The sequence below is a fragment of the Streptomyces sp. NPDC056600 genome (genome assembly GCF_042792855.1).
In the GTDB taxonomy this organism is placed as follows: Bacteria; Actinomycetota; Actinomycetes; order Streptomycetales; family Streptomycetaceae; genus Streptomyces.
Genome location: NZ_JBHTVQ010000055.1, coordinates 35912 through 47022 on the forward strand (window position 1 = coordinate 35912; position 11111 = coordinate 47022).

Consider the following 11111-nt stretch of genomic DNA (forward strand, 5'->3'; position numbering starts at 1 on the left):
AACCAGCGTGCCCACCACCGTCAACGCGTTCGGCGCCCATGAGGCCGGCCGACCGCTCTCTCCCGTCACCGTCGAGCGCCGCGACGTCGGCCCGCACGACGTCCGGCTCGACATCCTGTACTGCGGCATCTGCCACTCCGACATCAACTTCGTCGACGGCTCATTCGGCCCCCTCCCGGTCAGCCCGCTCGTTCCCGGCCACGAGATCGTCGGCCGGGTCACCGAGACCGGCTCCGACGTCACCCGTCACCAGGTCGGCGATCTGGTCGGCATCGGCTGCATGGTCAACTCCTGCCGCGAGTGTGACAACTGCCGGGCCGGCCAGGAGCAGTACTGCCTCAAGGGCCACACCCTCGTCTTCGGCAGCCCCGACCCGGCCGAACCCGGCACCCACACCCAGGGCGGCTACTCCGAGGCGATCGTCGCCCCCGAGGACTTCGTCGTCCGCGTACCGGAGATCCTTGACCCTGCCGCCGCCGCTCCCCTGCTGTGCGCCGGCATCACCGTCTACGCCCCGCTCAAGCGGTTCGCCGCCGGCCCCGGCACCAAGGTCGCGGTCGTCGGCCTCGGCGGACTCGGCCACCTCGGCGTGAAGATGGCCAAGGCCATGGACGCCGACGTGACTGTGCTTTCCCAGTCGGCGAACAAGCGCGAAGCAGCGGCAGCCCTCGGCGCCGACCACTACGCCGTGACCGGCGACGGCACCGCGTTCACCGAGCTGGCCAACACCTTCGACATCATCTTGAACACCGTCAGCGCACCAGTGCCCCTGCCCGACTACCTCGGCTTGCTGCGCCTGCACGGCACCATGGTGAACGTTGGCGTGACGACGGAACCGATGCCCGTAGACGTCTTCACGCTCTGCCAGAACGGCCGCTCGTATGTCGGATCACTGTTCGGCGGCATCGCCGAGACCCAGGAGATGCTCGACTTCGCCGCCGAGCACGGCGTCACGGCCGACATCGAGCTGATCGGCGCGCAGGACATAAACACCGCCTACGAGCGGATTCACGCCTCCGACGTCCGCTACCGGTTTGTGGTGGACGGCGCGACCTTCGCCGATCTGAAGGCGTGACGCACCCAGCCACGTAAGCGAAGCCGCATCTCCGGGACGCCCGGCTACTCCACCGGGCGCCCCGCGGATGCCGCGATCCCCCCGCACAGGGAAGGTGGGAACCATGACCGCCTGGAACGACTCCGACCTCACCAGCATCGGCACGGCCGAGGAACTCGACCTGGAGAGCGAACGTGCGGACGGCAGCCTGCGCGCCCCCGTGACCATGTGGGTCGTACAGGCCGGCGACCGGCTCTACGTCCGCTCCGTCAAGGGCGTCGACGGCCCCTGGTACCGGGGTACCCGCACCCGCCACCAGGGCCGCATCGAGGCCGGCGGTGTCCGGGCCGACGTCACCTTCCGTGACGCCGAGCCCGGTGAGTACGTCGACGTGGACGCCGCCTACCGGCGGAAGTACGGCCGCTACACCAGCATCGTCGAACACGTCCTGACCGACCGGGCCCGCGCCTCCACTCTGTGTCTCGAACCGCGCTGAACCCACATGCGAGCCTCTTAAGGAGCACCACCGTGCGCGCCACCCTGATGTACGCCGCCGGGGACGTTCGCGTCGAGGACGTCGCTGACCCGAAGATCCAGCAGCCCACCGACGCCGTCGTCCGCATCGTGCTGTCCTGCGTCTGCGGCAGCGACCTGTGGCCCTACAAGTCGCTGGAGTCCACCGACAGCCCTCGCCACATGGGCCACGAGTTCCTCGGCGTCGTCGAGGAGACCGGCAACGAGGTGCGCGGCGTCCAGCGGGGAGATGTCGTCGTCGCCCCGTTCGTCTGGGCCGACAACACCTGCGCATACTGCCGTGAGGGCCTTCAGACCTCCTGCCCGCACGGCGGCCAATGGGGCGTGAACGGCGTCGACGGCGGTCAGGGCCAAGCCGCCCGCGTTCCCCAAGCTGACGGCACCCTCGTCAAACTGCCCGTCACCGAGGACTCCGACCTCCTCCCGGACCTCCTCACTCTCTCCGACGTGCTGTGCACCGGCTATCACGCCGCCCGCACCGCAGGCGTGGGCAGGGGCGACACCGTCACCGTGATCGGGGACGGCGCCGTCGGACTGTCCGCCGTGATCTCCGCCAGGCTGCTCGGTGCCGAACAGATCATCCTCATGGGCCGCCACCAGGCCCGCACCGACCTCGGCCGCGAGTTCGGCGCGACGGATGTGGTTGCCGAACGCGGCGACGAAGGCGTCGCCCGGGTCCGAGAGCTGACCGACGGCGAGGGCACCCGCAAGGTCCTCGAATGCGTCGGCCTGAAGGAAGCCCTCGTGACGGGCTTCGGCGTAGTGCGCGACGGCGGCATCGTCAGCCGGGTCGGTGCCCCACAGTTCACCGACGTGCCCTTCGGCTTCACCGATTTCCTGCGCAACATCACCCTCACCGGCGGCGTCGCCCCCGCCCGCGCCTACATCGAAGAACTCATGCCGCACATCCTCGACGGCTCGATCCGGCCCGGCCGCGTCTTCGACCGCACGGTCTCGCTGGAGGACATCGACGACGGCTACCGCGCCATGAACGACCGCGAGGCCCTCAAGGCGCTGGTGCGCCCGTGACCGACCGCAAGCCCAACGCCGAGGCCGCGGCCGCCCACGACCGGCTCTTCCCTGGTCACGTCTCCACGCTCGCCGTCACCGACCCGGAGCTGATCGAGCACTTCGACAACTTCGCTTTCGACGAGGTCTTGCGGCACACCGGCGACCTGCCCGAACGCATCCGGCTCATGACCCAGCTCGCCGCGATGATCGCGGTGGGCGCGGTAGCCGAGTACCGGGTGATGCTGGGTGCCGCCCTCACCGTCGGAGTCACGCCGTTGGAGGCCAAGGAGATCGTCTACCAGGCCGTGCCCTACTCCGGCATGGCCCGCGTCTTCGACTTCCTCCACGCCACCAACGACGTCCTTACCGAGCAGGGCGTCTCGCTTCCTCTCGAAGGCCAGTCGACCACGACACCCGAAACGCGAGCGGCGGACGGACTGGCCGTGCAGAAGCACATTGTGGGCGACGACGCCGTCACGGCCATGTACGCGAACGCCCCCGCCGACCAGCGGCACATCCAGGAGTTCCTGAGCGCCAACTGCTTCGGCGACCACTACACCCGCACCGGCCTCGACGTACCCACCCGCGAACTGCTCACCTTCGCCCTGCTCGCCGCCCTGGGCGGCGCCGACCGCCAGGTGCAGGGGCACGTCGCCGCCAATCTCAACGTCGGCAACACCCGCGCACAACTCGTCGCCGTGCTGACCGGTCTGCTGCCCTTCATCGGCTACCCCCGCACCCTCAACGCCCTCAGCGCAGTCAACGCCGGCACCACCCCACCACCGCAGGAGGACGACGCATGACCCCGCGCACCTGGCTCATCACCGGCGTCAGCAGCGGCTTCGGCCACGCCCTCGCCACCCGGCTCCTGGAGCGCGGCGACCGCGTCGTCGGCACCGTCCGCACCCCGGACAAGGTCACCAGCCTGTTGGAGAAGCACCCCGACACATTTACCGCACCCGTCCTGGACGTCACCGACACGGCAGCCGTACGAAAGACCGTGGACGAATCCTTCGCGGGCGGCCGGGTCGACGTGGTCGTCTCCAACGCCGGGTACGGCCTGTTCGGCGCAGCCGAGGAACTCACCGACGCCCAGGTCGACCACATCATCGCCACCAACCTCACCGGCTCCATCACCCTGATCCGCGCCGCCCTCCCACACCTCCGGGCCCAGGGCGGCGGACGGATCATCCAGCTCTCCTCCTACGGCGGCCAGGTCGCCTTCCCTGGCAACTCTGCCTATCACGCGACCAAATGGGGCATCGAGGGATTCGCCGAGGCGGTCGCGCAGGAAGTCGCAGGCTTCGGGATCGGAGTGACCATCGTCGAACCCGGCGGCGCTCGGACGGAGTTCCGCTACGGCAGCGCCCGCGTCGCCGACCTCATGGACGCCTACGACGGCACTCCGGCGCACGCCTTCCAGGCCATGCTCGATCCCGCCGGCGGACTTGCGCCCGGCGACCCGCAGCGCATGGCCGCCCGCATCATCGAGTCCGCCGACGCCGAACCCGCCCCGCTGCGCTTGGTCCTGGGTTCCCAGGCTCTGGACTCCACGATCGACGTCCTGCGCAGGCGGATCGACGGGTTCGAGAGCCAGCGCGAACTCGCTGCGTCCACGGACTTCCCACCCGGCGAGTGATCATCAGGTCAGCGCAGACCCGTACAAGCGACGGCCCCTGTGCCCCTGTGGTCACCAGGTGGTGGCGACGGTCCTCTGTGGTGTCCAGACCTCGTCATGCCGGGCGTAGTCGGTGGACAGGCGCAGGCGCCAGTCGGCGCGGGTTCCGTACACCGTCGCGTCGGTCACGGTCCTGACTGTCAGATGAACCCTTCCGCCGGCTTCGACGTCCCAGGTGACGTCCTCCTCCGTGATGGAGTGATAGACGAACCGGCCCTCCCGCATCTGCGCCAGCCACTCGGCCTTCGGCTGCACGTACCCGGTCATGTGCGTGAGAGTGAAGTCCCGGGCGAGCAAGCCGTCGAGCGCCTCGGTGTCGCCCTCGCGCATACCGTCCAGGTATGCGCGGTGAACGTCGCGAAGGTCCTCGGGAAGCGGGACGTCAGAAAACTGCACGTCGGCTCCTTTCGTAGCGGTGAACTGGTGCCGGAGGGGACCGTCGCGGTGTGCGCCGCCCCGGTACGCCCGTCACGGCGTACCCCCGGGTGGTCGGCCCGGGTCTCAGGACGAGGACGCGTTCAGGGCCGGACGGCTTCGAGGTCTTCCCGTACACGCTGCGGCTCGTCCGCGAGCGGCATGTTGGCCTCGTCGTGGACCGCGTCCAACGCGCCCGGCTCATCCTGGTCCAGCGCCGCGAACAACGGTGCCAGATCGTCGGGCGCGTCTCCCCGTTCGGCGACCAGTTCGAAGGTTCGGCCTGCCGCCGCCGGGACGGTCAGCGTCTCCACCAGAACCCTTGCGATCTGGCTGCGGGCGATCGCCCCGTCGGCCGGCCCCCCGGAGCGATGGCGGTCGCCTTGTCGGAAGGCCGGGCGGTGATCGTCCGGACCGTTCATGTCGAACCAGCCGGGGCGCACGATGGTATGAGGAAGCCCGCTCGCCCGGACCAGACGCTCCGAGCGGCGTTTCCACTCCAAGAGATGACCGTAGGCGCTACCGCGTCCGGTGACACCGATCGAGGTCATCAGTGTTAGGTGAGGCCGCTGCCCCTGCAGCGCCAAGAGGACAGCGCGGACGCCCCCGTAGTCGACGGCCTCCGGCGACGAGCCGGCCGCGCCGAAGGAACCGAGGGTCAACACGATCGCGTCGACGCCGGCCACCGCCCCGGTCAGGGTGTCGGGCCGGGTCACGTCGCCCACGACGAGTTCGGCCGCCTCGGGAAGGACCTGGGCGCCCTTCACGGCGTCACGCACCAAAGCCCGCACCTCGTGCCCGCGGTCGACCGCTTCTGTCACGACGAGCCGTCCGATGCTGCCGGTGGCGCCGACCACCAGTACCGTCAAGGGTTCTGTCGTCACGATCGTCTCCTCGCAGTAGCTGTCGATAACGCCGCGTTCAGTGTCGCCGGAACGTCGCGGTCCCACCTCCGGAGCTGCACCCCGGCAGCCTGTTGAACCTTCCCCCGTCACCGCGCTCCCGTACCCCCGGCTGCGAGGAGCCAGACCGCATGTGAGCATGGCGCGGGGCCACGGGCCATGTGACCGACCGGCGGCTCGGCCCGCCCCACCCCGCCTGCCCGACAGACCATCGGAGGTAGCCCCATGGCCGCGCTCGAGTTCGTCGTGATCCTCGGGTGCGCCTTGCTCGTGAGCGGGGTCCTTGCCCACCGTCTCCGTGTGGCCGCCCCTGTACTCCAACTCGCCGCCGGCGTCTTGCTGGGCTTCGCACCCGCCCTGCGCGAGACGGAGCTGCCACCGGACGTACTGCTGCTCGTCTTCCTCCCGGTTCTCCTGTACTGGGAAAGTGTGACGACCTCCCTGCGCGCGATCCGGCGGGACCTGCGCGGCATCGTGCTGACCGGCACGCTCCTGGTCGCCGTCACCGCCTGGGCCGTGGCGGCCCTCGCCCACGCGCTGGGCCTGCCGTGGGGTCCGGCCTGGGTCCTCGGCGCCGCCGTAGCACCTACGGATGCCACCGCCGTCGGTGTCGTGTCCAGGCTGCTGCCCCAGCGCAACGTCATTCTGCTGCGCGCCGAGTCCCTGATCAACGACGGCACCGCGCTCGTCGTCTACAGCCTGGCAGTGGGCGTCACTGTGGGCTCCGAACACCTCGGCGCGGCCCACGTGAGCGGACTCGTGGTGCTGTCCTACGGCGGTGGGCTCGTGGCCGGAGCGGTGGTGGCGTGGCTCGGCATCCTCCTGCGGCGCCAGGTGCGCGGGCTGGGAGACACTCTGCTGGACAACCTCACGATCATCCTGATTCCGTTCAGCGCCTATCTGGTGGCCGAACAGGTCGAGGCGTCGGGGGTGCTCGCGGTGGTGGTGTGCGGGCTGATCATGAGCCAGGCCGGGCCGAGTCTGGGCCGGGCGGCGGCGCGGCGGCAGACAGAGGCGTTCTGGTCGCTGGCGATGTACCTGCTGAACGGCACCCTGTTCGTCCTGGTCGGACTGGAAGCGCAGGCGGCGGTCCGCGCACTGTCCGGCACCGCCCTGACCGAGGCGGTGGTCATGGTGCTGGCGGTGGGCTGCGCGCTGGTCGTCGTCCGCTTCCTGTTCCTGTTCGTCGCGGTCTACACCATTCGGGCGGTGGACCGGCGTCCGCAGCAGCGCGGACGCCGGATGGGTCACCGGGCCCGGGTGGTCAGCGCTCTGGCCGGTTTCCGGGGGGCCGTTTCCCTGGCCTTGGCCCTGTCCGTGCCCTACACCCTCGACTCCGGGGCACCGTTCCCCGACCGCGACACGATCGTCTTCGTCACCGCCGGTGTCGTCGTCGCCACTCTCGTCGTGCAGGGCCTGGTGCTCCCGGCCGTCGCCCGCTGGGCACGACTGCCCCGGGACACGGATTCCGAGCGCGAGCTGGCACTCGCCAGGACCACTGCATCGCAAGCCGCATTGGACGCGCTCCCCGCGACAGCCGCCGACCTCGGCACGGACGCCGAAGTCTCCGAACGGCTGCAGGCCGAGTACGAGACCCACCTGCACACGATGGATGCCGCCGGCGCCGCGAGCGTCCCGGAGTCCGCGCCGCTCCTGCGGCGCCGGCGGCAGGAGACATCTCTGCGACTCGCCCTCCTTGAGCACAAACGCTCCGCCGTCATCGCGCTGCGCGACCGGCACCGCATCGACGACACCGTACTCCTGAGGGTGCAGGAGCAGTTGGACGCCGAGGAGGTCCGCCTGGCTCAGGTGAAGGACGACGCAGGACCTGATCGGTGACCGAGCCAGACTCTGATCAGGTCAGACAGCGGCCCAGCCGTCATCGACCGGGACCACGGCACCATTGATGAAGGAGGAGTTGTCGGAGGCGAGGTAGACGATGGCGTCCGCCTGCTCGTCGGCGCTGCCCCGGCGGCCGATGTTGCCGCGGATCAGGGGGCCGACGACCGCCGGACCGTGCGCGTCGGGACGGGTCTGGACGTGGATCTTGGTTTCGGTGGGGCCGGGGGCGACGGCATTGGCCCGGATGCCCTGGCCCCGGTACATGACGGCGAGGTTCTTGACCAGGCCGACCACCGCGTGCTTGGACGCCGTGTAAGCCGCCCCTGCGGCACTGCCACGCAGGCCGGCCTCGGAGGCGGTGAATACGATGGCGCCGCCCCCAGCGTCGATCATGTGCGGCAGCACGGCACGGGTCAGGAGGAAGGGCGCGGTGACGTTGACCCGTATCACGCGCTCCCACTCGGCGTCGTCGGTCTCACCCAGCGCGGACATGCGGTCCATGATGCCCGCGTTGTTGATCAGGACGTTCACGGTGCCGGAGTGGTCGAGGGCACGCTCGACGAGACGGTCGACCACCTGCTGGTCGCTGAGGTCACCGATGACCGTTGTCCCACTGCCACCGGCGCTTTCCACCTCCTTGAGCGTCTGGGCAGCGCCTGCCTCGTCCAGGTCGGCGAGGATGACGTGCGCGCCCTGCTGGGCGAACTTGCGGGCCGTGGCCCTGCCTATGCCTCCGCCGGCTCCGGTGACGATGACAGTGCGGCCTGCGGGCCCGGTGGTGCGGGTCATGCGAGTGCTCCGTGGTTCTGTGTGGTACGACGGGGGTCCGGTGGGATCCCCGCGGGGGACAGTCGGGCCTGACAGGCGAGTGCTGTGGGTCGGCGGCCGGTGCGGGCCTACGGGTACGGCCGCACCGGCTGCCGGAGGCTCGCTACCAGGCGACGGGCAGTTCGTGGACGCCGTAGATGAACCCGTCGTGCTTGAACGGGACCTTCTCGATGTCGGTGGCCAGGCTCAGCCCGGGAATGCGGCGGTAGAGGGTGCCGTAGACGGTCTGGAGTTCCAGGCGGGCCAGCGGCTGCCCCAGGCAGTGGTGGGTACCAGCACCGAACGCCTGGTGGTGGCGGGCGGCGCGGGTGATGTCCAGGCGGCCCGGGTCGGGGAAGGCGTCCGGGTCGCGGTTGGCGGCGTCGCTGGGCAGGACGACGCCCTCGCCGGCCCGGACGGTGTGGCCGGAGATCGTGACGTCCTCCAGGGCGACCCGGCGCCGTCCGGTGTGAGCGACGGTGAGGTAGCGCAGGAGTTCCTCTACTGCGGAGAAAACAAGCTGCGGGTCGTCGGTGGTGCGCAGGAGGGCGAGCTGATCGGGATGCTGGAACAGCAGCAGGGTGCCCAGGGCGATCATGTTCGAGGTCGTCTCGTGACCGCCGAGCAGGAGGAGGACTCCGAGTTCGGCCGCCTCCCGGCGCGGGATGTCACCGGCCCGGACGCGCTCGGCGAGCGCGGAGAGCAGGTCGTCGGCGGGATGGTCCAGCTTGGCGGCGAGGAGATCGTCGAGGTAGTCGGCGAGGGCCCGGTTGGCGTCCTGGCGTTCCTGGTCGGTCGACGTGCGCAGGATGATCGTCTTGCTGTTGGTCTGGAAGAAGTCGTGGTCGGTGTAGGGGACGCCGAGCAGTTGGCAGATGACCAGGGACGGCACCGGCAGGGCGAGGGCCTGGACGAGGTCGGTGGGGTTGGGTCCGGCGAGCAGGTCGTCAATGAAGCGGTCGACGATGTCCTGCACGACGGGCCGCATCGCCTCGACGCGTTTGACGGAGAAGGCGCCGCTGACCATGCGGCGCAGGCGGGCGTGCTCTGGGTCGTCCATGCCGGGGAGGCTGAGGCGCGCCTTGCCCTTCATGGGGGCTTGCCTGGGGTAACCGGGCCGGTTGAAGTCGGCGCTGAGCCGGCCGTCGGCGAGCAGCGCCTTCTGCTCGGCGTGCCGGGTGACCAGCCAGGGGGTGCTGCCGTCGAAAAGGCGCACCTTCACCAGCGGTCCCTGCTCGCGCAGGGCGAGCAATTCCGGGGGCGGGTCGAAGGGGCAGCCTGCGGCGCGGGGCATGGGGAAGTCCGGGGCGGCTTCCGGTGCCGGGGGGAAGGTCTGGAAGGTGTCGGCCATGGGGGGAGTGCCTTCCTGATCAGCTGACGGTGGCAGGAGTTCCGGCCAGGTCGTCGGTGTGGGCGGCGCGGTGGAGTCGGGACTGCTTGGGCATGTTCCAGCCGAGGATCGCGGTGACACGGCCGAGTCGCCGGTAGCGGGCGACGAAGCGGCGTTCGTCTACGGCGCCCTCGATGACGTCGACCTCGTCGTGCGCGGACGGCAAACCGTGGACACGGATCTTCGCCTCGTACTGGTCGGTCCACATGTAGGGGACAGGGGTGTAGGGGCGGCCGTCGCCCAGGATGTCGGCGGCGACGCACTGCGCCTGTTCGGTGGCGTTGGTGCGGTTCTCCAGCCGGGTCAGCCGGCCCGTCCCTTCGTGGTGGAAACGGGCCACGTCGCCCACCGCCCAGATACCTTCGACGGCCCGGCAGCGGGAGTCGCAGACGACGCCGTCGGCCAGGGTCAGCCCGCTGCCGGTCAGCCAGTCGGTGGCCGGCATCGAACCGATCGCCGCGACGACTCGGGTGGCGGGGAGAACGCGGCCGTCTGCCAGAGCCACCGCACTCACCACGCCCCGGTCGCCGAGCAGCACATCGGCCCCGGCACCGAAGCGGAGCCGTACACCGTGCTCTTCGTGGAGACGGGCGAGCAACCCCGAGACAGCGGGGCCGAACCGGCCGTGCAGGGGTGCTGGTCCCCGCCCGACTAGCGTGACGTCGCAGCCCGCACCTCGCGCGGTGGCGGCGATCTCGGCGCCCAGCACGCCGTCCCCGACGACCACGAGCGGGCCGTCCGCCGTCAGGGCCGTGCGCAGCCTGGCGGCGTCGTCGAGTCCGCGCAGCCGGTGCACTCCCGCCAGACCAGCGGTGCCGGGCAGTGAGCGGGGCACGAGCCCGGTGGCGATGACCACGGCGTCGGCTCCGTACGTGCGTCCCGATGCTGTGCGGACACGCCGCTCGCCGGTGTCGAGTGCCACGGCGGTGTCTTCCCGTACGAAGGTCGCGTCGAGGGAGGCGAGTTGCTCGTCTCCACGCAATCGCAACCGTTCGGTCTCCCAGGTGCCGGCGAGGTACTGCTTGGACAGCGGAGGCCGGTCGTAGGGAGGATGGGCGTCGGCGTCCAGCAGGTTCAGCGAGCCGTGGAACCCCTTGCGGCGCAGTGCCTCCGCTGTTGCCAGCCCCGCCGCCGACGCTCCGACGACCAGGATGCTGCGGGGTGCGCTCACGCCTCCTCGCTCAGCTCGATGGCGGCGGCTGGGCAGACGGCGGCCGCCTCACGAACCGCCTCGTGCTGTTCCGCTTCGGGCATTCCCTGCAGGAGGACGACGATGCCGTCCTCGTCGCGCTGGTCGAAGACGTCCGGTGCCAGCAGGACGCACTGGCCGGCGCCGCAGCACTTGTCCTCGTCCACTGCGATCTTCATCTCTGGTTCTCCTCTGCTGTCGGTGGGGGAAAGGAGTCAGGAGGAGCACGCCGCCGGGGTCTGACCGGTGGCGCGCGGGTACCGCCCCGTCGGCCGGGCGGCACTCGTGGC

At 70.3% G+C, this 11111-nt stretch carries 12 protein-coding genes; 6 read left to right on the forward strand and 6 right to left on the reverse strand.

The window, feature by feature from the left end; all coding sequences use genetic code 11:
• Nucleotides 1-7: 7 nt before the first annotated feature.
• From ACFRAV_RS24470 to ACFRAV_RS24490, 5 genes are all read left to right on the forward strand, one after another.
• Nucleotides 8-1075, forward strand: a complete 1068-nt coding sequence (locus tag ACFRAV_RS24470; RefSeq protein ID WP_382558405.1) for an NAD(P)-dependent alcohol dehydrogenase — start codon at nucleotides 8-10, stop codon at nucleotides 1073-1075.
• A gap of 103 nt (nucleotides 1076-1178) precedes the next feature.
• Nucleotides 1179-1550 carry a DUF2255 family protein gene (locus ACFRAV_RS24475; protein WP_382558406.1) on the forward strand — a complete coding sequence of 124 codons (372 nt, stop codon included), beginning with the start codon at nucleotides 1179-1181 and terminating at the stop codon, nucleotides 1548-1550.
• Between the two features lie 32 nt (nucleotides 1551-1582).
• Nucleotides 1583-2617 (forward strand): zinc-dependent alcohol dehydrogenase family protein, encoded by a 1035-nt coding sequence (locus ACFRAV_RS24480; RefSeq protein ID WP_382558407.1) that lies wholly within the window; start codon nucleotides 1583-1585, stop codon nucleotides 2615-2617.
• A complete protein-coding gene (locus ACFRAV_RS24485; protein WP_382558408.1) occupies nucleotides 2614-3402 on the forward strand; it encodes a carboxymuconolactone decarboxylase family protein in 789 nt (262 codons plus the stop codon). Before ACFRAV_RS24480 ends, ACFRAV_RS24485 begins: the two co-directional genes overlap by 4 nt.
• Complete coding sequence (locus tag ACFRAV_RS24490) at nucleotides 3399-4238, forward strand: SDR family oxidoreductase (RefSeq protein WP_382558409.1); 840 nt, start codon at nucleotides 3399-3401, stop codon at nucleotides 4236-4238. The genes ACFRAV_RS24485 and ACFRAV_RS24490 overlap by 4 nt, the downstream gene beginning before the upstream one ends.
• Before the next feature lie 51 nt (nucleotides 4239-4289).
• On the opposite strand, the gene ACFRAV_RS24495 is transcribed toward ACFRAV_RS24490, so the two are convergent.
• Together ACFRAV_RS24495 and ACFRAV_RS24500 are read right to left on the reverse strand one after the other, a co-directional pair.
• The gene (locus ACFRAV_RS24495) at nucleotides 4290-4673 is read right to left on the reverse strand and encodes a nuclear transport factor 2 family protein (protein WP_382558410.1); all 384 of its coding nucleotides are present in this window, start codon (nucleotides 4671-4673) and stop codon (nucleotides 4290-4292) included.
• Between the two features lie 122 nt (nucleotides 4674-4795).
• Complete coding sequence (locus ACFRAV_RS24500) at nucleotides 4796-5575, reverse strand: SDR family oxidoreductase (RefSeq protein WP_382558411.1); 780 nt, start codon at nucleotides 5573-5575, stop codon at nucleotides 4796-4798.
• Nucleotides 5576-5818: 243 nt separating this feature from the next.
• Between ACFRAV_RS24500 and ACFRAV_RS24505 the strand changes: the two genes are divergently transcribed.
• Entirely contained in the window at nucleotides 5819-7432 is a 1614-nt protein-coding gene (locus ACFRAV_RS24505) for a Na+/H+ antiporter (protein WP_382558412.1), read from the forward strand.
• Between the two features lie 21 nt (nucleotides 7433-7453).
• On the opposite strand, the gene ACFRAV_RS24510 is transcribed toward ACFRAV_RS24505, so the two are convergent.
• From ACFRAV_RS24510 to ACFRAV_RS24525, 4 genes are all read right to left on the reverse strand, one after another.
• A complete protein-coding gene (locus tag ACFRAV_RS24510) occupies nucleotides 7454-8224 on the reverse strand; it encodes an SDR family NAD(P)-dependent oxidoreductase (RefSeq protein WP_382558413.1) in 771 nt (256 codons plus the stop codon).
• Between the two features lie 142 nt (nucleotides 8225-8366).
• Entirely contained in the window at nucleotides 8367-9593 is a 1227-nt protein-coding gene (locus ACFRAV_RS24515) for a cytochrome P450 (protein ID WP_382558414.1), read from the reverse strand.
• 19 nt (nucleotides 9594-9612) lie between these two features.
• Nucleotides 9613-10803, reverse strand: a complete 1191-nt coding sequence (locus ACFRAV_RS24520; RefSeq protein WP_382558415.1) for an NAD(P)/FAD-dependent oxidoreductase — start codon at nucleotides 10801-10803, stop codon at nucleotides 9613-9615.
• On the reverse strand, nucleotides 10800-11000 hold the full coding sequence (locus tag ACFRAV_RS24525) for a ferredoxin (protein ID WP_382558416.1): 201 nt from the start codon (nucleotides 10998-11000) through the stop codon (nucleotides 10800-10802). Before ACFRAV_RS24525 ends, ACFRAV_RS24520 begins: the two co-directional genes overlap by 4 nt.
• Between the last annotated feature and the right edge of the window lie 111 nt (nucleotides 11001-11111).